Source organism: Paenibacillus sp. J5C2022 (assembly GCF_025567625.1).
Lineage (GTDB): Bacteria > Bacillota > Bacilli > Paenibacillales > Paenibacillaceae > Pristimantibacillus.
Window position 1 is genome coordinate 81,505 of record NZ_JAOQJC010000004.1, and the last position, 25,507, is coordinate 107,011.

General features: G+C 52.6%; 20 protein-coding genes and 1 other annotated feature. Of the genes, 12 read left to right on the forward strand and 8 right to left on the reverse strand.

All coding sequences use genetic code 11. The features are described 5' to 3' along the window. Positions 1-2: 2 nt before the first annotated feature. Positions 3-767: a hypothetical protein gene (locus tag M6D81_RS04560; RefSeq protein ID WP_262675642.1), complete on the reverse strand. Its 765-nt coding sequence runs from the start codon at positions 765-767 to the stop codon at positions 3-5. 359 nt (positions 768-1,126) lie between these two features. Here M6D81_RS04560 and M6D81_RS04565 point away from each other — a divergent pair, with 359 nt between their 5' ends. The 3 genes from M6D81_RS04565 to M6D81_RS04575 all read left to right on the forward strand — a co-directional run bounded on the left by M6D81_RS04565 (position 1,127) and on the right by M6D81_RS04575 (position 2,745). After that, complete coding sequence (locus tag M6D81_RS04565) at positions 1,127-1,603, forward strand: DUF2975 domain-containing protein (protein WP_262675643.1); 477 nt, start codon at positions 1,127-1,129, stop codon at positions 1,601-1,603. A 15-nt stretch (positions 1,604-1,618) separates the two neighbouring features. Continuing rightward, complete coding sequence (locus M6D81_RS04570; RefSeq protein WP_262675644.1) at positions 1,619-1,852, forward strand: helix-turn-helix domain-containing protein; 234 nt, start codon at positions 1,619-1,621, stop codon at positions 1,850-1,852. Between the two features lie 71 nt (positions 1,853-1,923). Continuing rightward, on the forward strand, positions 1,924-2,745 hold the full coding sequence (locus M6D81_RS04575; protein ID WP_262675769.1) for a DUF817 domain-containing protein: 822 nt from the start codon (positions 1,924-1,926) through the stop codon (positions 2,743-2,745). Between the two features lie 137 nt (positions 2,746-2,882). Here the strand turns inward: M6D81_RS04575 and M6D81_RS04580 are convergent, their stop codons facing one another. The 4 genes from M6D81_RS04580 to M6D81_RS04595 form a co-directional block, all read right to left on the reverse strand. Further along, positions 2,883-3,761: a carbohydrate ABC transporter permease gene (locus M6D81_RS04580; RefSeq protein WP_262675645.1), complete on the reverse strand. Its 879-nt coding sequence runs from the start codon at positions 3,759-3,761 to the stop codon at positions 2,883-2,885. Between the two features lie 14 nt (positions 3,762-3,775). Further along, positions 3,776-4,702 (reverse strand): ABC transporter permease, encoded by a 927-nt coding sequence (locus M6D81_RS04585; RefSeq protein WP_262675646.1) that lies wholly within the window; start codon positions 4,700-4,702, stop codon positions 3,776-3,778. A 14-nt stretch (positions 4,703-4,716) separates the two neighbouring features. Next, a complete protein-coding gene (locus M6D81_RS04590) occupies positions 4,717-6,357 on the reverse strand; it encodes an extracellular solute-binding protein (protein ID WP_262675647.1) in 1,641 nt (546 codons plus the stop codon). A 162-nt stretch (positions 6,358-6,519) separates the two neighbouring features. Further along, a complete protein-coding gene (locus tag M6D81_RS04595) occupies positions 6,520-8,772 on the reverse strand; it encodes an AraC family transcriptional regulator (RefSeq protein ID WP_262675649.1) in 2,253 nt (750 codons plus the stop codon). Positions 8,773-9,079: 307 nt separating this feature from the next. Here M6D81_RS04595 and M6D81_RS04600 point away from each other — a divergent pair, with 307 nt between their 5' ends. The 5 genes from M6D81_RS04600 (at position 9,080) to M6D81_RS04620 (ending at position 14,518) form a co-directional block, all read left to right on the forward strand. Then, a complete protein-coding gene (locus tag M6D81_RS04600) occupies positions 9,080-10,270 on the forward strand; it encodes a multidrug effflux MFS transporter (protein WP_262675650.1) in 1,191 nt (396 codons plus the stop codon). A gap of 198 nt (positions 10,271-10,468) precedes the next feature. Then, entirely contained in the window at positions 10,469-11,533 is a 1,065-nt protein-coding gene (locus M6D81_RS04605) for a M42 family metallopeptidase (RefSeq protein WP_262675651.1), read from the forward strand. A gap of 610 nt (positions 11,534-12,143) precedes the next feature. Next, positions 12,144-12,710 (forward strand): class I SAM-dependent methyltransferase, encoded by a 567-nt coding sequence (locus M6D81_RS04610; protein WP_262675652.1) that lies wholly within the window; start codon positions 12,144-12,146, stop codon positions 12,708-12,710. Between the two features lie 4 nt (positions 12,711-12,714). Further along, complete coding sequence (locus M6D81_RS04615) at positions 12,715-13,422, forward strand: response regulator transcription factor (RefSeq protein WP_262675653.1); 708 nt, start codon at positions 12,715-12,717, stop codon at positions 13,420-13,422. Beyond that, positions 13,415-14,518, forward strand: coding sequence for a HAMP domain-containing sensor histidine kinase (locus M6D81_RS04620; protein WP_262675654.1), 1,104 nt, complete (start codon positions 13,415-13,417; stop codon positions 14,516-14,518). Before M6D81_RS04615 ends, M6D81_RS04620 begins: the two co-directional genes overlap by 8 nt. Before the next feature lie 36 nt (positions 14,519-14,554). Here M6D81_RS04620 and M6D81_RS04625 read toward each other — a convergent pair whose 3' ends face one another. Both M6D81_RS04625 and M6D81_RS04630 read right to left on the reverse strand, forming a co-directional pair. After that, complete coding sequence (locus tag M6D81_RS04625; RefSeq protein WP_262675655.1) at positions 14,555-15,211, reverse strand: universal stress protein; 657 nt, start codon at positions 15,209-15,211, stop codon at positions 14,555-14,557. 43 nt (positions 15,212-15,254) lie between these two features. Further along, positions 15,255-15,806, reverse strand: a complete 552-nt coding sequence (locus M6D81_RS04630; protein WP_262675656.1) for an SRPBCC family protein — start codon at positions 15,804-15,806, stop codon at positions 15,255-15,257. A gap of 96 nt (positions 15,807-15,902) precedes the next feature. Here M6D81_RS04630 and M6D81_RS04635 point away from each other — a divergent pair, with 96 nt between their 5' ends. From M6D81_RS04635 to M6D81_RS04645, 3 genes are read left to right on the forward strand one after another with little or no spacing between them, the layout of a single operon-like run. Continuing rightward, the gene (locus tag M6D81_RS04635) at positions 15,903-17,231 is read left to right on the forward strand and encodes a hypothetical protein (RefSeq protein WP_262675657.1); all 1,329 of its coding nucleotides are present in this window, start codon (positions 15,903-15,905) and stop codon (positions 17,229-17,231) included. A gap of 15 nt (positions 17,232-17,246) precedes the next feature. Further along, positions 17,247-19,772, forward strand: a complete 2,526-nt coding sequence (locus M6D81_RS04640) for an ATP-dependent helicase (RefSeq protein ID WP_262675658.1) — start codon at positions 17,247-17,249, stop codon at positions 19,770-19,772. A 34-nt stretch (positions 19,773-19,806) separates the two neighbouring features. Continuing rightward, positions 19,807-20,793, forward strand: coding sequence for a hypothetical protein (locus M6D81_RS04645; RefSeq protein WP_262675659.1), 987 nt, complete (start codon positions 19,807-19,809; stop codon positions 20,791-20,793). Between the two features lie 31 nt (positions 20,794-20,824). On the opposite strand, the gene argS is transcribed toward M6D81_RS04645, so the two are convergent. After that, positions 20,825-22,609 (reverse strand): arginine--tRNA ligase, encoded by a 1,785-nt coding sequence (argS, locus tag M6D81_RS04650; RefSeq protein ID WP_262675660.1) that lies wholly within the window; start codon positions 22,607-22,609, stop codon positions 20,825-20,827. Between the two features lie 40 nt (positions 22,610-22,649). Beyond that, positions 22,650-22,897, reverse strand: a binding site (T-box leader). Positions 22,898-23,012: 115 nt separating this feature from the next. On the opposite strand from argS, the gene rlmD reads away from it, so the two are divergent. Further along, positions 23,013-24,740 (forward strand): 23S rRNA (uracil(1939)-C(5))-methyltransferase RlmD, encoded by a 1,728-nt coding sequence (rlmD, locus tag M6D81_RS04655; protein WP_262675661.1) that lies wholly within the window; start codon positions 23,013-23,015, stop codon positions 24,738-24,740. Positions 24,741-25,507: the final 767 nt, after the last annotated feature.

Here is a 25,507-nt window from a genome sequence, read left to right on the forward strand (position 1 = left end):
CCTTAACCGGATATTTCCCACTCTACCTTCAGCGCTCCCTGTGCCTGATCGCCGGTGACGACGATTCGTACAGTGGACGGCATATCGACCCGGTAGGAGATGAGCCATGCTTCCCCGTCTTGCTCCGTACTCGTGTGCGTCCCGCCCTTGGCGTCCAAGTAGGTGCCATAACCTCCGCTGGTGATCTGCCAGTCGATGTTATAGGATAATGTCTGTCCCTTCTCAAGCTTGACAGGAATTCCCTTCTGTCCGTTGAAGTATGCAAATTCCGCTTGATAGCTGTCGGCAGTTCTCGTCTCTGTCCACTGCTCAGTCACCGTGAAGTCGGTCGTGGATATGTAGATGGATCCGGCAAGCAGCAGCAGTGCTGCAACTGCGCTGTATAGCCGCAACACGCGAAACAGATGGGATACAGCGAGAAATGCAAGTGCGCAGGCTACGCCAAAGACACCAGCATACAGGCTCAAGAACCATTGGCCAGGAAACCAAAATAAAAAAGGGACATACCCTCCGAGTATATAAAGCAGGACGGTAAGCGCTATTTTGGAAGGGCCGGCCTTGCACTTGTATAGCATCGCATCTACCACGACAGAGAACAAGACGGCATAGCCGTAAATATATTTCCACAGTGGGAGTTGTCGGGCTAGCTCGGACATTTCATATAGCTGGAATCCTGCCATCATACCCAGAAATCCTAAAAATACAAGCCCTGCGGCTGCAAGTTTTGAAGCCACGTAACCGATAACCCGAAGCCCTGTTGCCTTCAATATGACTCCCTCCCTGTTCAAGCCAATCCTAATATGCAAAATTATAACACAACATGAAGATGTACTGGGACATATGTGGACGATCTCTAATAGAGTAGACAAGCTGAATCACCAAATTGAATCCGCCAAGCGACAATTATCTGGATATGATTAAAAACAATATAAGTAGATCTTTGTCGGCTCTGTCGAAGCGGGCTATGACTGCTTTCCTGCATGCAAGGATTCTCAACCGCCCTTTTCCGTAAGCTGCAATAAATATTGAATAGCAACATGTAATTATCTTTAAACGCTAAATATTTATTGATAAACGATAAATTTTAATGTAAACTGTACTCATTTCCAAGGGATGAGGTGCTTCTATGCGCAGAGGAAGTATTGTTTTCTTGAAGCTGGTCTTGGCAGTCATGGGACTAGTTGCGATTATGGCGTGTGTCGTCTGGTTGCCTGCGTCTGTCGAGCATTATGCCAGGATACACCCAGATTTGGCACTTATGCGCTATCCGCTGCTAATCGGAGTATACGTGACGGCTATCCCATTCTTCATAGCGCTGTATCAAGCCTACGTCTTGTTAAAGCTCATTGAAGCCAGAGATGCGTTCTCCGAGTCGGCGGTGCGGGCGTTGCAGCGCATTAAGCAGTGCGCCGCAACGATCGCTGTCCTGTACGCGGTCATGTTCGCAGCGCTGGCGCTGCGGCAGATATGGAGTCCCGCAATTGCTGCAACAGGAGCGAGTATCGTATTCGCCGCTTTGACGGTAGCGTTCTTCGCCGCTGTCCTGCAAGAGCTGTTAAAGCAGGCTCTCCAGATCAAATCAGAGAACGATCTGACCATCTAAGGAGGGGGCTGCGATATGGCGATTATTGTGAACATTGATGTGATGCTGGCCAAGCGCAAGATGAGCGTAACCGAGCTCTCAGAGCGTGTAGGCATTACGATGGCCAATTTATCGATACTGAAGACGGGGAAAGCCAAGGCGGTTCGCTTCTCTACATTGGAGAAAATATGCGAGGTGCTGGAGTGCCAGCCGGGAGATATTCTGGCATATGCGAAGGATGCGGGATCGGATGAAGAGCAGGAGCAATAAAGGAGGGTTTCCATCATGAAGAAGATCATAGCAATTGCTGCGTTGCTTGCGGGCGTCGGATGAACGCGATGATGGAACGTTTTTGGAAGCCGTTGCTTTACTTTGGCTATCAGCAGGCGATGTCATGCCTTTTTCCGGTGATCATCTTCGTCTCACTCGCTATCACCAAGGTGATTGACGTGCCCTATCTTCCCGATTACGATCTGCTGTTCATCATTTGTCTTGCGACGCAGTACGTCATGTATCGGTCAGGCATGGAGTCGAAGGATGAGCTGAAGGTGATCTGCCTCTTTCATCTGATCGGCATTGCGCTGGAGGTGTACAAGGTGCATCACGGCTCGTGGTCCTATCCGCAGGACGGGTGGACGAAGCTGTTCGGGGTTCCCCTGTACAGCGGCTTCATGTATGCCAGCGTGGCGAGCTACTTGTGCCAGGCGTGGCGCAGACTGGCCGTGACGCTCGTCGGCTGGCCGAAGCCGGTGTGGACCGTTCCGCTTGGAGCGGCGATCTATCTGAATTTCATGACGCATCATTACATCTATGACATTCGCTGGGTGCTCACCGCCTTGTTATTTATCATCTTCTTCCGGACAGTCGTCATGTATAAGGTGTTGTCCGTTACAAGGCGTATGCCGCTGGCCGTGTCGTTCTTTCTGATCGGATGGTTCATATGGCTGGCTGAGAATATCGCCACCTTCCTTGGCGCATGGCAATATCCCAACCAGAGAGAGGCATGGACGGCGGTCAGCTGGGGGAAGCTCAGCTCATGGTTCCTGCTCGTCATCGTCAGCTTCATCATTGTAGCTCAGCTGAAGCATGTGAAGGAGGGGCAGCAAGAAGAAACGCTCCGTGCCAGCCGGGACAGTGGGCAAGACGTGAAGCGGCAAGCCTGAATATGATCGGAATCATTCCCTATCGTCTGGAGTGAAGAGAGTAACTGAGGCAAGATACGCTAGCGACATAGGCAAGAAGGAGCAGTCCCGCAAGTCTGAACGACAGCAGGGACTGCTCCTTTGCGTCTGATGAATAACTACTCCTTTATCGCGCCGATCATGACGCCCTTGACGAAGTACTTCTGCAAGAACGGATACAGCAGCAGTATCGGCACGGTGGCGATGATGATAGCGGCATACTTGATCGTCTCCGACAGGAGCGACTTATCGGCGTCGCTTACGCCGGTCGTCATGACGTCGATGCTGTTCGTAATCAGTATTTCCCGCAGCACGAGCTGCAGCGGATACAGCTCCCGGTCCCGCAAGTAGATGAGGGCGTTGAACCAGGAGTTCCAATGCGTGACGCCGTAGAAGAGGAGCATAACGGCGATGATCGGCAGCGACAGGGGCAGCACGATGCGGAAGAGCACAGTGAAGTCGTTCGCTCCGTCTATCTTCGCAGATTCCTCCAGGGCGACCGGAATCGCCAGGAATGATGTCCGCATAATAATCAGATTGTACGTGCTGATCGCTGCAGGAATAATAAGCGCCCATCTCGTGTTAAGCATCCCCAGATCGCTGATGAGAAGAAAGTTCGGAATAAGCCCGCCGTTGAAAAACATGGTGAATACGATCATCATCATAATGGGATTCTTCAACATGACCGTCCGGCGCGATAAGGCGTAGGCGCCAAGTGATGTGAGCAGCAAATTAATGAAGGTGCCCACGATGACGTAGAACAGCGTATTGGCATAGCCGAGCACAATCATGGGATTGGCGAACACGAGCTTGTACGCTTCCAGACTGAATCCTTGCGGGTACAGCATGATCCCTCTGAACCGAATCAGTTCGGCCGGATCGCTTAATGACGCGAATAGCACATATAGAAAAGGATAGACGGTGACAAAGCAAAGGCCGGTTAGAAACAGCGTATTGCCTTTATCGAAGAAGTGCTCTCCGAAGCTTCTTTTCATCATCCTGAAAGCACCTCCTACCATAATCCCGAATCGGTTTTTCTTCGGCTCCAATAGTTCGCCAGGACAAGCAAGACCAGGTTGATGATCGAGTTGAACAAGCCGATGGCAGCCGTATAGCTGTAGCTGGACTCCAATATGCCTTTCCGATACACATAAGTGCCGATGACATCCGCTGTCTCATAGATCGTCGGGTTGTACAGCAGCAGAATCTTATCCGTTCCGACGGCCATAAAGCTTCCGATCTGCAGAATGAACATAATCATGATCGTCGGCATCATGCTTGGAATGGTAATGGATATGACTTGACGCAAGCGACCCGCTCCGTCGACCTTGGCGGCTTCATACAGGGAAGGATCGATATTGGATATGGCCGCAAGAAAGATAATCGATCCCCAGCCGACATTCTGCCATACGCCCGACCCGATATAGATTGTACGGAACCATTCCGACAAGCTGAAGAACGGAATCGCCTCTATGCCGACTAAGCCAAGAATCTGATTGATGATGCCGTCGCGGGCCAGAAAGTCGATCAGCATGCCCGATATGACGACAAGCGAGATGAAGTGCGGCAAGTACGTAATGGTCTGCACCCAGCGCTTGAACGCCATCCGCCTCACCTCATTGAGCAGCAGCGCCAGTATAATGGCGGACGGGAAGGCGAAGATCACCTCGTACAGGCTAATGAGCAGCGTATTCTTGAGCAGCCTCCAGAAGAAGAAGCTGTTGAAGAAGTCGTTAAAGTGCTGAAAGCCAATCCAGGAGCTGTTCCAGAACCCGCGTGACGGGGAATAGTCCTTGAATGCAATCTGCACGCCGTACATTGGCCCGTAATGAAAGATGACATAATAAGCGACTACGGGAAGCAGCATGATATAGACATATTTGTTGCGGACGAAGTCTCGCAGAAGCCGGTTCATATAGCTTTTGTTAGGAGACGACATGGGGGAGCGCTCCATTATCTGCTGTTGAACCGGTCAAGTCCGGCTTGCTTCAGCTTCAATACTTCATCAATCCCCATTGCCTTAATCGTCTCTACGAATTTGTCGAAGTTGTCCAGCGGCTCCAGTCCGGTAATGAATTTATTCAGCATCTCGGCAGAATAAGTCTCGATATCATTGCCAAGCGTAGAGATTCTCGCGCTCTCGTCTATCGACTGGGACGTAAGCGGCATTAACTTGGAGTGATCCGCTTGAGCCCATGCGGCGATAGCGGTCTTCTGCTCCGGCATCGTAAGCGAATATTGATCGGCCAGCCGGCTGTCGAATATATACGCCCCGCCGAACGTGCCGTGGGAATATTGCGATAGCAATTGGGCAAGGCTTAGTCCTTGCTCGTTGTTCGTAATCATCTCCGTCAGCGTAGGATGACCGCTCTTCATCTCGTAGCTGACTCCTTCGATTCCGAAGTTGTATAGGAGTCCGCCCTCTTCGCTATAGCCGTAATCCAGCCACTTCACGATCTGTTCCGGATGCTCGGCTTTAGCACTGACGGCAGCGCCCAGACCGATGAAGGCCGCGTCCATGAATCCAAGCGAGCTGCCTCCCGGCTCAAGCACAGGATAAGGAATGCCGGTCAGCCTGAAGTCCGGATTGCTCTGCTTCCCGCTCTGCGTCAGCGTACCGATGCCGGAGCCTACATTCATCCCCATGGCGCCTGCAATGCCTTCCGCCATCTTGGCGTTCATCAGCTTGCCGTCCATGGTGGCGAAGTCCTTGTCAATGAGCCCTTCGTTATACCATCGGTTCATCAATGTCAGGAATTCCTTGTACTCCGGTTGGACGGGACCGTACTTCACTTGCCCGTCTTCCTGGTAGTAGCGGCTGGAGATGCCGTACGCGCCGACGAAGTAGTGATTCACATGCATAAGCTCAGGGTAGAAGATCAACGGGATCTCATCCTTCTCGCCGTTGTTGTTGGGGTCGCCGTCGCGGAATGCGATCAGCATCTTCTCCCATTCTTCCAGCGTTGTAGGGACTTCCAGTCCGAGCTTGTCGAGCCAATCCTGGCGAATAGCCGGCCCGTTATAGGCGCGCAGATTCATCTCCGGGTTGAAGTAAGGCATGACATATATATTGCCCTCGTCCGTTGTGATGAGCTTCTTCAGATCGGGATTGGCGTTCAAGTAAGCCGTCAAGTTCGGTGCATGCTCTTCAATCAATTCGTTAAGGCGAAGAATCACGTTGTCCTGAATAGCGGCATCGGGTCCTTTAGGCGCTCGCGTCCATACATATTCGATGACGTCCGGGATTTTGTCGCCGGATGCGAGCAGCAGGTTGAACTGCTCCCTTTCCTGCCCGACGGGCGGATGCTGGAAGTCGATTTTCGTGCCGGTGATTTTCTCCAGCTCTTGATAAACCTTCATTTCATTGAAGCTCTTCATCGTAGCGGCTACGTTCGCATTCATCGCAGCCCAGTAGGTAATTTTCTCCGGATACGGGACTTCATCAGCGGTTTCTCCTGTCGTTCCTTCGTTCTGTCCCTTTGTTTCATTTTGCACCGCTTCCGTATTCGGCTCGGCGTTCTCGCTGCAGCCGGCAAGCATGCTGAGAATGAGGACAATCGCAAGACATGTAAGCGCTATTTTGTTTCTGTACATCGGGTGGCCTCCCTTGGAATGATTGGTTGTCGGCTTTCTCTGTGCCGCAGCATCAGCGTATCAGAGGAGCGACCGGCTGTGGAAGAATCCGATCGCTCGAACCGGCAACTGCTCTTAAGATTGGCGGGTATACATGCTTAAGGTGATGCAACCCGAATTCATTTACCGGGCATTATCCAGTGTTTCGCGGTACTGGCTCGGCGTCAAGCCGACGATCTTCTTGAACACCCGGCCGAAGCCGATATGGTTGGAGTAGCCGACCTTGCGGGAGATTTCACTGATGGTCAGCGCGCTCTCCCCAAGCATTCTCTTCGCTTGCGCGACACGGTATTCCGAGATGACATGGGATAGGTTCTGGCCGCTATACTTCTTGAAGAAGGAGGACAAGTATTGCGGCGTCAGCTGGAAGTGGTCGGCGATGAGCGTCAGGCTCAAATTCCCGTCGTCATAATGCTCATGGATATAAGTCGTAATGCCGTCATATAATCGCTGTCCTTGATCGGAACGGGATTCACCGGCATGCGCGCATAACCGAGCCAACAGAGCTTGCAACTTCTTCAGCATCTCATCCGCCGTGTGGCACTCCGTGAAGAAGGAGGCGGGATCGGCCAACTCAGACGGTCGATTCTCTTCGGAGCAGGTGCCGTGAGCCAGCTTCAGCAGCGTGCCCAGCAAGTCGAAGAAGAGGAAGCGCGTCATCTCGGGCGACAGTGTGCCGCTGGCGAAGTTGGTGTCGTATATTTGCGTCAGCAGGTTGGCTGCTTGCTCGTAATCTCCCGTCTTCGCGTAGTTCATCAGCAATGCTTCGAATTCGATCGGATAATGGTACATCGATTGCTCGTGCTGGCCGGGCTCGGAGACGATGACGGAATTGTGGCCGATGACGATCCGCCTCTCCAGCGCGAGCAGCGCATCGATGTAACATTTCCCGATATCCTCGGGCCTCCCCGCGGCTAGGCTTACCGCAATGGTCATCTTCAAGTTGAAGCGTTCCTGCGACAAGCGCTTCAGCTCATAGATCCATTCCGTTCCGCGCGGCTCACGATCGCTCTCCATAAGCTCCAGTATCGCCAAGCGGTTCCGTTCCAGCTCCACCACGTATCCTTGCTCATGCATGAGCTCCATGCTCAAGTTCGACAGAATGAAGCGGATGAGGGCCAGCTCCTGCTCCGTCTCCGACTTCATGAAGGCTCGGCCGTCCTCGATATCCAGCAGAATAACGCGGAATGACTTCCCCGTCAGCTCAACCTTCATGAAGTCCAGCGACGCCTGATCGAGCGTAGCCATGTCCACACTGCCTTTCATTAAACGGGAGATGAAATTGGACTGGATAAGCGGCGCTTGCTCCTGCAGCTTGCTCTTCAGCATACTCTTCTCCTCGAAGGCGTCAATCAGCGTGCGGTTAATGACCTCGTATTCGTTCGCATGACCGCCCAGCGCGTGCCCATGGCGTTTTCCTATCAGCTTCAGCAATTCCCGCAGCGGTCTGTAATGGCGGTAGGCCATATAGCAAGAGATTGCCAATCCGGCGGCCACGCTGGCGGCAAGCAGGAGCAGGAAGATGAGCTTGACTTGATGGATCGGCGCCATAACGAAGCTCTCAGGAGTGACCATTCTGTACGTCCAGCCGTTATCCCCCGTAATGGAGGAGACAAGCAGCCGCTTCCCGTTCTCTTCCGCAGTGAAGACCGTTTCTTCATCCTTCAGCGTCTGGAATAATGCCGGCAATTCCGCTTCCTGATTCGCGGAGGAGACGAGCAGCTGTCCGTTCTGATCGAAAATATAAGCTGTCCGGTTGTCGTCCCAGTTCGTCAGCTGCAGGATGTCCAGAATTTTCTGTTCGTCAATAAGCACGACAAGCGAAGCCTGCGGATTGCTCTTCTCCTGCAGGGGCAACGATTGGATATAGGCTAGCTTCTGTCTCGTGGAATCGTTCTCGGTAACGGCCATGGATCTGAACTTCAGAGGATGATATTGCGACAGCAGCCCTGACATATCCTCTACATGCTCGAAGTGCTGGATGCGCTTGAAGTATAGCTTCTGATCGGACTGCAGCGTCGGGGTGATGACGCTATCCAGCTCCTCGAAGTAGATGAAGAAGGAATCCAGGAAGTCGCTGGCGATCGCCAGCGCTTGCATATCTTGAATAAGTCCGATCTGCCGCAGCTGCAGCTGCGCGAACGGACTGTCGGGATTGTTGATCAGCCACTGCACATTGGGATTGAGCGCAAGCTGCAGACTCATCCGGTGAAGCTCGATCATACGGCTGTCCACCAGCTGTTGGACTTGCTCCATCATGGCATAGTTGGATTGATTGACGTTGCGGATGAGCGTTTTCTCCAGTACGCGGTACCCGATGCCTCCGGCAAACGTTGGGACGAGCAGAATGAGACAATACGAGATAAGAATCGTCATGAACACACTTTTTTTTCTCAGCAGCGGAAACACCTCTTTATGCAACCGATTTCATTTCTTTTATTTACTATAACAGCATCGCAGTTGCCTTGAACATCCATGATCTTAAATCCGGTTGCGTCATCTTGCGAATGGATATGTTATAATGCAAGTTGAGTTTTAATCGATTTTAACATTTGCATACCCCCATTGATAAAAGGTGAAGTGAATTTATGCTCTCATTTACAAGATTGACGAAGTGCAAGCCCCCTATCCCGTAATTTACTGTTGCGCTGATTGAGATTTGACAATACAGGGGGTATGAACAGTGCAACAGAAAATCTCAACGCCGTCATTGTTGTTAGTTATTATTCTTATCGGATTTCCGCAAATTAGCGAAACGATCTATACGCCTTCATTGCCGGGTATCGCGGACAGCTTGCATGCCAGCGGCAATACGATTCAATTGACGCTCAGCATCTATTTTTTGGGATTTGCCGTCGGCGTTTTCTGCTGGGGCAGGCTCTCGGATGCGATCGGAAGACGTCCCGCGCTGCTGTGGGGAATTCTCGTGTATGGAGCCGGCAGTCTGGGCTGCTTCCTGTCGTCTTCGCCCGAGTGGCTGCTGGCATGCCGCTTCATTCAGGCGTTCGGCGCCAGCACCGGTTCGGTCGTTACGCAGACGATTCTGCGCGAGAGCATCGACGGAACGAAGCGCCATGCTGTTTTTGCCCAAATTTCCGCCGCACTTGCCTTTACTCCGGCCATCGGGCCGCTAATCGGCGGCTGGGTGGATCAAGCTTTTGGATTTCGGGCCGTATTGTTTACGCTGGTAGCGATGAGCGCAGCTATTTTTGCTTATACATTCGTTGCCTTGCCGGAGACGAGAATAGCCGTTCAGGTTAAGGCGGATATGCTTTCCGTGGCGAAGCGGATGCTGGCAGACCGCGACATATGGGCATTCGGCTTTTTGATTGGCACAACGAACGGAATACTGTTCAGCTATTATGCCGAAGCGCCGTTCATGTTCATCGACTATTTCGGCTTGACTTCCGGGGAATATGGCTTCCTGGGCATTGTCGTTGCCCTATCTTCCATTATAGGCGCGATGCTGTCGAGACGTCTGCTGGGAAGAGTGCAGCCGTGCAAGATTATCGTCATCGGGACGATAGTGACGACAATAGGCGCCGCTTGCTTGACGGGGCTTTCCTTGCTTGGCATGAAAGCGACGGTCGCCCATTTTATCTTGATCGTCGCTTGTCTGTTCCTATTGCTGTTGGGAATCGGGATGGCTATCCCGAATTGTCTCAGTCTCGCACTAATTCGCTACGGTGATGTGCTGGGTACGGCAGGGGCAATCTTCGGGCTCGGCTATTATGCGGTCGTTAGTCTCATAACAAGCGGAATGAGCTATTGGCATAACGGTTCGTTATGGACGATGCCCGTTTATTTTCTGATATTATCGGCAGGCATGGTTGTCGTCAGCGTAAGGTTGGCTAGCCGTGAGATGCCGGAGTGAATGTGTGATAGTGAATTAAGAAGAGGAGCTGTCCTGTTAAGCCTGAATCGGGCTTGGGGGCGGCTTCTTTCATTATGGATGGGGGAGTGCTCCGGGGAGACGTGAAGAGAGATGGCGGTATCATGTATACTATAGGGGTAGATAAGGCACGCAGGCAGGAGCAGGAATACATAGCATGAAGCAAAGGAGAATCCGGCGATGAGCGCAACGATCAAGCAGGGATTAAAGCAAGATTACATGGTGGAGCAGCTGCGGAAGCTGCTTGGCATACCTAGTCCGAGCGGATATTGCATGGCCATTATGGAGCATATTCGGGAGGAAGCCGGCAGACTGGGCTATACGGTAGAACGAACGCCGAAGGGCATGGGCATTATTACCATTCCGGGACGGAGCAACGACAAGACGATTGGGATCTCGGCCCATGTCGATACGCTTGGCGGCATGGTTCGTTCCATCAAGTCCAGCGGCATGATCCGGTTCACCCCGATTGGCGGTTACGCCATGCAGACGGTGGAGGGGGAGTATTGCGTCATCCATACCCGGGATGGACGCAAGTATGAAGGAACGGTATTGTCCAGCAAGCCGTCCGTGCATGTGTACAGCGATGCGCGCGACTGGAAGCGCGAGGAAGCCAATATGGAGATCCGAATCGACGAGTCGGTGGAGAAGAAGGAAGACGTGCTGGAGCTGGGCATCGGGGTAGGCGACTTCATCTCCTGGGACCCGCGTACCCGCATTCTGCCGAACGGCTGGATCAAGTCGCGCCATCTGGACGACAAGGCAAGCGTAGCCGCGCTGTTCGGACTGATGGAATGGCTGAAGCGGGAAGGGAAGACGCCTGCTTATACGCTCAAGCTGCTGATCTCGACGTACGAAGAAGTCGGTCACGGCAGCTCGTATATTCCGGCAGATATTACGGAGCTGATCGCAGTCGATATGGGAGCGCTTGGCGACGATCTGTCGGCGACGGAGAAGGATGTGTCGATCTGCGCGAAGGATTCCTCCGGGCCGTACGATTACGGGATGACATCGCGGTTCATCGAGCTGGCGAAGCGGGAGGGCATTCCGCATGCCGTCGATATCTATCCGCATTACGGCTCGGACGCTTCGGCGGCGTTAAGAGGCGGAAGCAATATTCGCGCGGGGCTTATCGGGCCGGGAGTTCACGCTTCACACGGCATGGAGCGGACGCATGCGAGTGCGATTGTCGGCACAGCGGCTTTGCTGCTTGCTTATGTAATGGACGAATGTGACGAGCGGTAGGCAGCAGATGGACGAGAACGGGAGATGGAAGGCTTGAACGAAGCGATAACTGGATTTCATGATACTAATTTGATCGATTGTTGGGATGATACGCTGAATGACCTAATATAACTGTACTTATTCCATTTACAGGAGATCAGAATGGCGATCTCGCATCTATTAACAACACTAAATACAGTTAGTTGTGTCTAATGCAATGTACCGCTGTATCGCTATTGCATGCAACTCGCTCCTCGGATCGGATGATTATTTCTAACTAACTTAATGATCTTAACTATCTGTCTGCTCCCACTTTTCTGGATAAGGAGTCTGAGTAAAGTGAGTCCCTCTTCTCATCGAATTCTAATGTTGCTCTTATGTTGCTCTCATTCACGCCCTATAAAGTATGTCTTGTAAGCGAGAGAGCACAACATTAAGGAGGCTCAACTGGATGAAAAAAGTAGTAGCGGTAGGCGTGCTGTCAGGAGCATTGATCATTGATCATCGGCGGAATTTAATGAGCTAAAGCTGGCGATCAATCTTCATGATTTCTTTATTAAATCTTCAATCGAATCTCAAATGGCTTCTTTATGCTTACACCATAAAGAGCTTGGAGAGGAGATTGCGATCGATGATCAGATCGATTCATGAAAAATTGCTTTTCTTGTTCAAATTTTCGAATGACCCCCAATATATTGGAAGTGTTACGCCCAGCTCGCGGCATCTCGCGCACAAGATGGTTGCTTCCGTTCCATGGGATGAAGTGGAATCCGTTGTTGAGCTGGGCGCAGGAACCGGGTCCGTGACCAGACAGATCGAGCGGGCCAGTCAAGAAGAGACGAAAATCATCCTATTCGAAAAAGATTCCGGACTTCGAGATTATATGGCACAGCAATATCCCCACCCTTGCTATCGGGATGCCTTGCATTTGCAAGATGCGCTCCGCAACGAACAGCTGACGAATGTCGATTGCATTATAAGCTGCTTGCCGTTCTTTAATTTTCAACCAGCCATGCGTAGCAAAATACTGAAGCAAATTAATCAATCCTTAAGGCCCGAAGGGTGGTTTATCGCCTTTCAATATTCACTGCAAATGCGCAAGTCATTCAGTCAATATTTCGAGATCGAACGAATCCGCTTCGTCTTGTTCAATGTACCGCCTGCGTTTGTGTATGTCTGCCGCAAAAAAAAGGAGTGATGGCATGAGTTACACCCCGACGATATTAATTGCAGATGACGATCCCGAAATTCGCGATGTGATTCGAATCTATTTGCTCAATGAAGGCTACCGGGTCCTTGAAGCGGAAGATGGTGCACAAGTATTGCGCTATATGGAGACAGATTCCATTGATCTCATTATTCTCGATGTGATGATGCCGGTTATGAATGGGTTGCGAACTTGTCTCGAAGTGAGACATTCATACGACACGTCCATTATCATGCTGTCTGCCAAGAGTGAAGATATGGATAAGGTAGCGGGACTTACTACTGGAGCGGACGATTATATGACCAAGCCGTTTCATCCGCTCGAATTGATCGCGAGAGTCAAAGCGAATTTGCGAAGGCAGATGCGTAATCTCCCTGCTCACCAGAATCAAATGACGCAAGAGATGTCTCAAATTGTTGTTCACGACTTAGTCATCGATCGCGACCGCCACCTGGTTACGGTTAGAGGCAAGGAGGTACAGCTCACCCCGATTGAATTTTCTATTTTGGAATTAATGGCGAGTCACCGCGGTTATGTATTTAGTGTTGATAAGATCTACCGGCGGGTGTGGAAGGAAGACAAATTCACCTCGGACAACACCGTTATGGTCCACATTCGCAATATACGCGAGAAAATTGAAGCAAATCCGAGAGAGCCGCGATATGTGAAAACGGTATGGGGAGTGGGATACAAAATTGAGTAGATCGTTCTGGGATCATTTCAATTGGAAAAAAAGTGTTCGATTTCGGATGTTTGGCTCGATTGTCCTCAGTTTTGTTGTAACGGTCTTCGCCAGTTCGATATGGGAGTATTTTTTGGAAGGCATTCCGCTCATTGGCCGCGTGTTTCCGTTTATCATTTTTCTAGGCTCATTCTTTTTGCTGTTTTTCTTATTTATGCATCCTGTCATTACCCGATTGCAAGTCATTAACGAAGGACTTATGACCATTGCCAATGGGAATTTAAGCTGCCGCGTGCAGCTGTCCTGCAAGGATGAGCTGGGCGAGATCGCGAGCAACATTAACGATATGGCCGAACGGCTGCAGACGATGATTCATAAGGAAAGAATGGTTGAAGCGGCTAAGATGGAGTTGATTACGAATGTCTCTCATGATTTGCGGACGCCGCTTACCAGCATAATCGGTTATCTTAATTTGCTGTTGGATGATGATTATCAGAATCTTACGGAGCATAAACGGTATATTCGGAACGCATTCTACAAAACGCAGCAGCTAAAAAAATTGATTGACGATCTGTTCGAATATACAAGATTAACGAGCGGTACGGTACAGCTCGGCTTCCAAGCCGTCGATCTCAGAAGTTTATTCAATCAAATCATAAATGAATTCGAGCCGCTGGCTCAACAGAACGGAATTACCGTCTCTGTCGAGATGGAGCAAGGCGAGGCGACGGGATGGATAGATGCGGAAATGTTTGTGCGCGCCGTTGATAATTTGCTAATGAACGCACTGAAATTTTCGGTTAGGCCAAGTGAAATAACGATCAAGCTGTATCGGAAAAAAGAAAACATCGGGTTTGTCATCGAGAATCTGGCCGAGCCGATTGCCGAGCATCAGCTTGAACGGCTGTTTGAACGATTTTATAAGGTAGACGCATCCCGGTCGGAACAAAATATGCCGCAAGGCGCCGGTCTCGGCTTATCTATTGCGAGAAGTATCATCATGCATCATGGAGGCAGCTTGAACCTGGCATATGATCAAGGACGATTCGCCTTCCGTATTGACATACCGGCTCATCACCCAATAGATACATCGAATGATGCGGATGACAAAGAATAAAGCAGCTTCGGAAGCTGCTTATCGGAAAAGGCGATATTAAGTTTCCTTACTGCTCTTCAGTTCCTCCGCCACCTTGCCGTCGGAGATCTTGTATAACGTCTTCTTCTTGTGCTGAACCAGCTTGAATACGCCGCTGTTGAAGTCTGTACCGGTCAGCTTGAAGAACATGCCCTCCAGCTCGTCCGTCGGCGACTCTCCCACGTTCATGATCATCCCGCCTTCCGTCTTCAGGAGATGGGCTCTAACGCCTTGCTCGAATTCCTCCTCATATTGCTCCGGCAAGACGCGCTGCACGGATACGACATGGACATCTATGAAGTCGATTTGGCGCAGTATCTCGTTAATGATCGAGCCCCGAAGAAGCTCTTCCCATCGGGTGCGGGCCGATTCTCCCAATACGATCTGCGTAATTTGCTTCTTCCTCGCAACGTCGACGATCACTTTCACGACGCTTCGCGGGCCGCTTTCCTCCGCCAGAAACTCAGCATGATGCTCCTTCGCCAATCGTTTCCACTCCGCCATATTGCGTTCCTTGGAAGCGTTATATTCATTGTCTCGCATCGGATTGACGGTCAGAATGGTCAGCGTTCCGCCCATCGCACTCGCTATTTTGGCGCCCCGTTGAATAAGCCGCTCCGCATTCGGCCCGTAATAGACGCAGACAAGTATATTCTCCCGTGCTGCATGTTCCATAATCCGTGACATCCTCTCTCTATCGTTTTCGTATACCGTTGCTCTATTCCTTCTTCTGCACCTGCTCCAAATATTCGTCCAGCAGCTCGAACGTTCCGTTCATTCCTTGACGTACATTGTCCATGAGCGCTTCGAATACGCGGCGCTCTCCTTTCTTGGCGTCCTCCGGCAGGCCATGCAGGACGAGCTTCGTTCCGTTCTCATGCGGCTCGAACGTAATCGTGTTGAGAATCTCCAGCGGCCAGTCCTTGCTGAACGGCGCGCGTATGCGATTGCCTTCCGCATCGGCGAAGGAATTGGTGTAGACGAATTTATGAGGCGCTTCAATTTCCCTGTAGTTGAATTTCCCCCACATGATCCCGCCGTTCGGCGCTTCCTGCATGTAGTGAATAGAGCCGCCCGGCTGCAGGCTCTGGCTGATGACAGTCGTCTTGAAGCCGCGCGGCCCCCACCAGTTCGGCATGTGCTCCCCTTGCGTGAATATATCGAACAGCAGCTCCGGCGGCGCATGGAAGATGCGGGTCATATGCAGCCCTTTTTTCGCTTCTTGTGCCGGGCCGCTTTTGGAAGCCGTTTTTTTATTCCTTTTGAACATATGGTCCTCCTGTATACTGTACTAGCTGTTATAATAATAACACATGAAGCGGCTGCAAGCGGAACGGAAAAAGGGAAATAGAGGAGATCGATTGTCATGAACAAGAAGAACTCGGCGCTTTCGCCACAGCGGTGGAGGCAGCGCAAGCTGACGGATGACAACAGGGAAATACACGTGGTGAAAGCAACGTTCCATATAGAAGCGGCCTCAGTGGACAGGCTTCGGCTGTTCCTCGGGAACTCGAATGGCGGAACGTTATGGTTCTTGCTGACTGCCGAGCGTGCGGGAGCGCTGAAGGCAGAAGCTTATACGGTAGATGAAGGGAATGAATCGTATGCCGTTCTTCCTGCGGCTGAGTCTGGCGAGGGGGTTCATCGTTCTGCCGCTTTGCCCGGCGAGGCGAAGGCAGTTCTTAGTCGGGCTTCTTTGCCGGAACGGCTGATGGTTGAGACGAGAATGGTCGGCAAGACGGCTTTTATTTATGCCAACGGGATATTCCTTGCCGCTTACGAGCTGAAGGCTGCCATTGATGGAGATGTCACACAAGCGGGTACGGTTGTCGAAGACACGCTCGCTTCGGTTCCTCAGTTGGTTCACTTCGACGTGCAGCACAAGCCGGGAAAGTTCATGCATATATCGTTCGACGACACGTACGATCTGATGAAGGAGTTGACGGTGAACGAGACGCGGTACAACAGCCTGTTCGATCATGAGGTGTTCGCGTATTTGCGGGATATGCATGAGAAGTACGGCGCGGTATTCAGCTTTTATTTGTTCTACGGCAGGACGGACGATGCCTTCACGATGTCGGATATGACGACCAAGTTCAAGGATGAATTCGCCACGCATGCGGATTGGCTGAAGTTCGGCTATCATTCCTTGTACGAGGATACGCGCTCCAGCCGGTTGAGCGATGAGGAGATGATCGCGAGCGTAGGGAATATGCATGCTGCCATCACCCGGTTCGCCGGCGCCGATAGCATCGACAAGCTTGTCCGGTTCGGCTATTTCTCGGTCAACACTTCGGCACTCATCGCACTGAAGCGTCAAGGTCTCATTGATGGAGCGCTGACGGCGGATGATGAGCGAACGGACAATTGCGGCTTGTCCGGAGCTCCGCTCAGAATTGTCAGGCACTACGACAGCTACGCGGACTTGGAGCATCAGCTGCATTATTTTCGCTCGGAACGGCGCTTCGACGGTTGCGATAGCAGTGAGCGGATGGTGTCGCAGTTGAACGCGCTGCGGGATGACGGAAACAACAACGAATGCTACATCTTGTTCGGTCACAGCGTACTGGAGATTCCTATAACGGCTGCATTGCAATGGGCCTGTGAACAGGGAGATATAGCATTCCGGTACCCGATGAATATCGAGCGGGACTTGCGGCGACAGTCGAATAGGCATTTGACGAATGAAGCGTAAGGAAGAAGTGATAGGATGGTTATGAAGGATACAGGGGCAGCAGGGCAATGGAGCAGCGGATTGACAGAGGAGCAAGAGCGGTATCTGGCGGTGAAGAAAGAGGAGCTCGGCATCGAGCTGAATGAGGCGCAGCAGCGGGCGGTCGTGCATGGGGACGGACCGCTCTTGCTGCTGGCATCGCCCGGCTCGGGCAAGACGACAACGATTATTATGCGGATAGGCTATCTCATCGAAGCGCTCGGGGTGAACCCGTCCCGTATGAAAGCCGTGACCTTCAGCAGAGCTGCTGCCAGAGATATGAAGGAGCGGTTCGACCGTTTCTTCCCGCAGCTTCCGACCGCCGGGTTCAGCACGATTCATAGTCTGGCGTTCGAAATTATAAGGGAGCAGTTCCGCAAGGAAGGAACGGAGTTCCTGATTATTGAAGGCGAGATCAGCGAGGAAGAAGACGGGGGCGGAAGCGGCGAGGTCGGCATGGACGGCATGCCTCTGCACAAGAAGCTGCTGCTGCGATCGCTGTTCAAGCGAATAGCCGGCGAGAACCCCAGCGACGACAGCATGGATGAGCTGACGACGTTCATTAGCTATGTGAAGAACAAGATGATTCCTCCGGATCGCTGGAGCAGCGTCCGCACAAGCGTGCCGCAAGCCGCCAAGGTGCTGCAGGAATACGAAGACTACAAGCGCTCGGGGCATCGGAAGATGCTGATCGACTATGACGATATGCTGACATATGCCAACGACATTCTGGAGCGGGATGAGGGGCTGCTGCGGAAGTACCAGCGGCGCTACGATTATGTGCTGACGGACGAGAGCCAGGATACGTCGCTTGTGCAGCATGCGATTATCGCGAAGCTGGTTCGCGAGCACCGCAATCTGTGCGTGGTGGCGGATGACGATCAGTCGATCTATAGCTGGCGCGGGGCGGAGCCTTCGTACTTGCTGGAGTTCAAGTCGGTGTATCCTGATGCGGTAACGCTGTATATGGAGCAGAATTATCGGTCGTCGCAGGAGATAGTTGCCGCGGCTAATGCTTTCATCAAGCGGAATAGGAACCGTTATAACAAAAATATGTTCACGGCCAACGGTGAGCGCGGCGACATCCTGTTCCGCGAGCTGCCGGACTACCGCTTCCAGGCGAAGTTCCTCGCCCAGCATGTGCAGGAGGTGGAGAAGCTGTCCGAGGTGGCGATTCTATATCGCAACAATGCTTCATCCATTGCGCTGATGAATGAATTCGACCGGATGGGCATTCCGTTCTATATGAAGGATGCGGATGTCCGCTTCTTCTCGCACTGGGTGGTAGAAGACGTGCTGAACTTCATGCGCATGTCGTATACGGATAAGCGGGCGGAGCTGCTGGAGCGGATTCATCTGAAGATGAGCGGCTATATCAGCAAGCACCAGATGGAGGTGCTGAAGGAGATCGATAACGGCGAGTCGGTGTTCGATAACTTGCTGAAGTTCGTGATGCTCAAGGATTATCAGGTGAAGCTGCTGGAGGAGGCGAGGGAGACGTTCCAGGGGATGCGCGGCATGCCTCCGCAGCACGCGATCCGCGTCATCCGGAGCAGGCTGGGCTACGAGAAGGCGCTGGACAAAATGTGCGAAAGGCTCGGTTTCAAGCGGGAGTATCTGATCGGCATCCTGAATACGCTGGAGGATATTGCGGACGGGTTGGGGACGATGGAGCAGTTCGCCGCCCGGCTGAAGCAGCTGGAGGCGGCGCTGAAGGGCTCGCGCTCGAAGCGGGGACAGAACGCCGTCACCTTCTCTACCTTCCACAGTGCGAAAGGGCTGGAGTTCGACCGCGTATATATGATCGATCTCATCGACGGCGTCATTCCGTCCAGCGAGGACGGCAAGGGCGGCGGTCCCCATAAGAAGGATGGGGGCACGGGAGAGCAACCGCTTATGGAAGAAGCGGTGCGCTTGTTCTACGTCGGCATGACCCGGGCGCGCGAGCACCTGGAGATGGTGACCTACCGGGAACGGGACGGGGAGACGGTGAAGGAGTCCGCATTCGTCACCGCGGTGCGCGGCCTTGTGAAGCCGGAGCGGGAGCGCGGGGGCAGTGGCGGTGGTTCGTCCGACCACTCAGCCCGGCGTACGGAAGCAACTGGTGAACGAGGCAGAGGGGGAGCGGCTGGACGTGCGGCTCCATCTGCGCGATCGGGGGCCGCCGCAGACAGGAGGGGCAACTCGTCCGCACGAGTGGAAGATGGCGTGAGAGGCAAGGGCGGCGTCGGGCGCAAGGACGCTGGCTTGCGGCATGGCGCGTCCGACGCCGGCAGGCCTGGCGATAGTTCCTCCGGAGTAATCGTGCAGGAGCATGGCGGAACTTCCGCCGGAGCGGCAAGCCCGACGGCGATCCGGATGGCCTCCCAGCTCGTGGCCGGCGGCATGGTACGCCATCGCGTATTTGGCACGGGTGTAGTGGAGCGGTGGGATGGGGAGCGCATCTGGCTTCGATATCCGTCCGGGTCGAAGGTGCTCTCGCTGGCCACATGCTTATCGATGGGGCTTCTGGAGCCTGAGTAATGACCTTGGGGAGAGAGTAACAGGAAGGGGAAGAATGATGAGTAATCGTGCAAGCACAAAACGACAACGTAAACGTGAGCAAGTGAGTGAAGCAATTACTGAAACGCTGAAGAGAGAACCGCTAATGAAATCTATTGGATTTACTGCTGTTTTCTCGCTAGGTGTATCCCTTTTCTTTATGATTATTTTTTCAGTTATCTTCCTCTTGATTCAATTACCTCGAATAGAATGGTTATCTTTTCTATCGAATGATCTAAAGCCGCTAGCGGGCGTTGCTTCGGGAATTTTCCTGTTCATCGCTTTGTATTTGAGTGGAACAATGCTTTATGGCTACTTGCTGCCTCCTTATTCCATTGTAATGACGAATGAACGGATTCAATTCTCGATACGGGAGCGTTCCTTCGATATTGCTTTCGATGATCTGATCGGGGTGGAACAACTATTCAAAATCAAACTCGGTGGTTTGTACTGGTTGAGAGAATACCGTCTTTATATATCGGACCAGATCATTAAATTGCCTATGAGAAATATCGAGAGCCATTATAAGCTTGAAGACCGACTGTTTGAATGTAACGAACGGCAAAATAAGCGAAGAGTGGAGGCGCTGCAAGCAACGGCAAAGCTGGAAACGGGCAAGGATACGTCCCTATCGAGCGAGACTCGCCTGACAATTGCTTACAGAAGGTTAAAGGCCGGGCTGATCGTCGCAGATTTTGAAAACCGGATCATCTTATCTGGTAAGAAACAATTATCCGCAGATCAAATTAGAAGCATTACTGTAGATTGCAAAGTAAGCCGGGAAAACGGCGGAGGCAGAGAGATCAGATTCGAACTGAGGAATGGAAAGAACTGTACCGTCAAAACAAAAAATTACGCATTTTCCGATGAAGAATGGTTCTCGCTGCTGCAGAATCTATATATTGCCGCATGGAGATTGAACATACCTATTGACGTCGAAATACCGCGGAATCGCCCTCTCCATCTCTTCCCGATCATCGATGAAAAGGAGAGAGCGTCATAGAAAAAGAACTAAGCCCGCTTCGTAGAACGATTCAAATTTCTTCCGGTGTTGCCAAGCCCAGCAGATGCAGTCCTCTCCGCAGCACTTGCGACACCAGGCTCACCAGCTCCAGCTTCATGCGGACTTCCGATGGCTGGCCGGACAGCACCTTCACATGATGGTAATACCGGTTGAAGCCTTGCGCAAGATCCAGCAGGTATCTGGCCAGCACGGATGGCTCGTAGCGTTCCGCCGCCTGAAGCAGCCGTTCAGGATAATGGTTCAGCGTCGTGATGAGCGCCCATGCATAAGGATTCTCCGCTTGCGAATAGTCCATCTGCGGTAACGGTGACGTTGACGTATCGACTGCTGGTGAAGCATCCGTACGGCTTGCAGAGGCCGAGCTGTCATCATCAGACGGTGTGCTGCCCAGTCCTCCGGTAGCAGCATGCAGCCCAGCCTCCGCCTTGCGTAAAATGCTGGCCGTTCTGGCATACGTGTACTGCAAGTACGGCCCAGTCTCGCCGTCGAAGTTCAGCATTTCCTCAAGCGAGAAGTCGATATCCAGCGTTCGCGAGTTTTTCAGATCGCCGAAGACGACGGCTCCGAGCCCGATAGCTTCCGCAATCTGCCGCTTGTTATGCAGCGATGGATTCTTCTGTTCGATCTTGACCAGCGCCTTATCGACCGCTTCGTTCAGCACATCCTCCAGGAAGACGACCTGGCCTCGCCGGGTGGACATCTTCTGCCCCTTCAGCCGCATTAATCCGAACGGAATATGGCGGCATTGCTCCGCCCAATCGCAGCCCATCTTCTTCAGCACCTGGAACACCTGACGGAAGTGAAGCGTCTGCTCTCCGCCTACGACATACAGGAGACGGTCGCCGCCCATCTCCCGATGACGGTACAGGGCAGTCGCAAGATCTCGGGTCGCGTAGATGGAGGTGCCGTCGGACTTGAGAATTAGACATGGCGGCATGCCTTGCTCTTCCAGCCGCACCACCTTGGCGCCATCGCTATCCTCCAGCAGACTTTGCTCCGCAAGCTGTTGCACAACCGCATCCATCTTGTCATTGTAGAAGCTCTCGCCCAGCACGTGATTGAAGGATACGCCCAGCCGCTCATACAGCTTATTGAACTCCCGCATACTCTCCGCAATGAAGGAGCGCCATAGAGAAGTTGCCTGCTCATCCCCGGCCTCCAGCCTCTGGAACCAGCTTCTGGCTTCTTCCTCCAACTGAGGATTCCGCTCCGCTTCATCGTGGAATTGCACATAGAGCTGCAAGTAGCCCTTAATCGGCTGTTGCTCCAGATCCACCGTATCGCCCCATCTCATATAGGCGGCAATCATCTTGCCGAACTGCGTCCCCCAGTCACCCAGATGGTTCACATTGACTGTGTCATGGCCGATCTCGCGCAAAATGCGGGATACGGCGTTGCCGATCATCGTCGACCGCAGATGCCCGATGCCGAACGGCTTGGCGATATTGGGCGAAGACATGTCAATGATGATGCGTTCCGGACGCTCTGCAGGGACATGCCAGAACTGGCCGGATGCGGCCGCCCTGATCAGCGCTTCGGCGAAGCCCGCTCTGTCCAGCTTGAAGTTCAAATAAGGGCCAGCCGCTTCGGCGCGAATAGCCGGATGCTCGATAGCGTCTGCCAGCGACTGTGCGATCTGCTGCGGACTCCGCTTCATGAGCTTCGCCAATGTGAAGCAGGGCAGAGCTACGTCGCCCATCTCCGGGTTCGGCGGGTATTGCAGCAGCTCTCTCACTTCCTCTTCAGGCAGAGGCACATGCGGCGAGATAAGCCGGGTAATCTGATTCATGTCCATTATCGATTCCTCCTCTGAAATACATAAAACCCCCGTCTCTGTTAGAGACGGGGGTTGACCCGCGGTGCCACTCTTGTTATCCGGTGCGATGCGCGCATCGGATCTCTCGTACGATAACGGCGCTTCGCCGGACTTCCCTACTGTGCGAATACAGGCAGCTTCCTGCACCCTATGTTCGGCAAGCCATCTCCCGGGTCCTCTTCGGCTAATGATCGTTGACCGGCTTCCACCGCCCCGGCTCGCTGTGCAACTGGATACACCGCCTACTGTCCCGTTCCAAGATATTACGACTTATTATAGCGGTTCGGCCGGAGAAATCAAGTCGGTTTTTTCATGCGTTGGGAAAAGTTCTGCGCTGTGGTATAGTGGAAGGAACATTGGCGGAAACGGAGAGAAGTGACGAATGAAAGGCGAGAACAAGCATGGCAAACGCGGTGGCAACGAGAGAAGGGCGAGCAAGCCGGCGGAAAGCGGAAGCGGTGAGAGAAGGTCGAGCAAGCCGGCGGGAAGCGGAGGCAGTGAGAGAAGGTCAAGCAAGCCAACTGGAAGCGGAGGCAGTGAGAGAAGGTCGAGCAAGCCGACGGGAAGCGGAGGCGGTGAGAGAAGGTCGAGCAAGCCGGCGGGAAGCGGAGGCGGTGAGAGGAAGACGAGTCGGCCAACGGAAGCGGGAGGCAAGCGGCCGCATCACGGCAAAGGTCACGCAGGACGGGAGCAAGTGAGAGCCGGGAACAGGCCTGCTGGTGAAAGGAACGGCGGGACTTCGGCGGAGCAGGTGAAGGCGGGCGACCGCATCGTCGTCACCATTAAGCGGATCGGCATTAACGGGGAAGGCGTCGGCTACTATAAGCGGAAGGCAGTATTCATAAAAGGAGCACTGCCCGGCGAGGTGGTCAAGGCGAAGGTGTCGGGAGTGGAGCGCGGCTATATGTCTGCGGACGTCGTGGAAATCGAGAAGCGCTCCAAGCAACGGCAGGAGCCTATGTGCGAAGTATACGACACTTGCGGCGGCTGTCAGCTGCAGCATATGACATACGATGCCCAACTGGAGGCGAAGGAAGAAATCGTACGCGAGGCTTTCCGGCGCTATACCGGTCTGGAGGATCTGCCGCTACGAGTGATTATTGGAATGGGCAATCCGTGGGGTTACCGGAACAAAGCGCAGCTGCAGACGGGACAGTATAAGGGAGAGATCATAACGGGACTGTATGCTGCGGGCTCTCATCGGCTGGTGGATATTAGCGGCTGTGCGGTCCAGCATCCTGCCGTGAATCGTACAGTTGACGGCGTGAAGCGCATAATGGCGGAGCTGGATATTCCCATCTACGATGAGCGGAAGAGAGAAGGAGCGGTGCGGACGATCGTGGCCCGGGTCGGCACCGAGACGGGCAAGGTGCAATTGACGCTGATCACGGTGACAGATCGGCTGCCGGATGCCAGACGGCTTGTGCAGCGAGTTCGCGACGAGCTTCCCGATGTGGTGACGATTGCCCATAATGTCAACAAGGGCAAGTCGCCGCTTATCTTCGGCGAGCGGACGGCTATTTTATGGGGGGAGGAGCGCTTGGGGGAGACACTTGGGGACGTGCAATTTTCCTTGTCGCCACGCGCCTTCTTCCAGCTTAATCCGGAGCAGACGGTGAAGCTGTACGATGCGGTGCGGGAGGCGGCAGAGCTGACGGGAACGGAGTTGGTCGTCGATGCCTACTGCGGCACGGGGACAATCGGCCTGTGGCTGGCTCCGCATGCGTGCGAGGTGCGAGGGATTGAACTGATTCCGGAGTCGGTCAGCGATGCGAGGGACAATGCCCGGACGAGCGGCATCGAGAATACGCGCTTCTACGAGGGACGTGCCGAGCAGCTGCTGCCGGAGTGGGTAGCGCAAGGCGTGCGTCCCGACGTCGTTGTCGTCGACCCGCCGCGCACCGGCTGCGAATTGCCGCTGCTTCAGGCGATCGTCAAGTCGAAGCCGCGACGGCTGGTCTATGTCTCGTGCAATCCCTCCACCTTGGCGAAGGATTGCAAGGTGCTGCTGGAGAACGGCTACCGTCTGGAATGGGTCCAGCCGGTAGATATGTTTCCTCAGACGGCGCATGTGGAGTGCGTGGTGGGGATATGTCGCATCGATACTTAGAAGTCTATAGTTTTCAGCATTCTGCGAAGTATTTCTCATTTGTGCAAGATGACGATGACTATAAGAATAAGGTATTGAGAGATACGATTATGGTTAAGGTTGTTTTGGATTTGAAATGGGTGGACATGACGAGTGATTTTTAGAATACAAGAATCATTATTCTTATGCTATTTATGGCATGAACCTTGAAAATGAATAAGCATCAAAACGTTGAAAGACCACCTTGCAAAACGAAGGTGGTCTTTCGTATAACACCATATTATGCGAACCATTTTTCGACCCTTCATAAAGGCCATAATCCCTTGCGCAGCAAGGCTTTTCCCTGTTTTCTCACTTCGCTTTTGTCGCTTTGTTTTCGCATAACTTTGATTTTTTCAGCTCAGATATACGAACCAGGCGTTTGCAGGATATGTGCAGAAAAAGAAATACGCACCTGATTTTTACGTGATATACGAAGCTGATGCTGCAAGCTTACCTCTTGTTGAATAATCAGTCAAGTTTAAGTCTATTGCGTTGGTCAGCTTGTTGGTTTTTTTTTACAAGCTAGTCTAACAGAGCATTGTTGATTTAAAAAAGATTGCCTATTTTTTGACATTCCGTTATATTAAAGCTAATCGAATATTCTATTGAAGCGGAAGCACCGCAGATATTGCCTAAATAACAGGCAAGGTCTGTGGTTTTTTGCGTTTCGACTAAAACTGGAGGTATTGAAATGAAATGTTGTTCTTTCTGTTCTAACGAAGCTGTGAAGTTGTTTAGCCATTTGA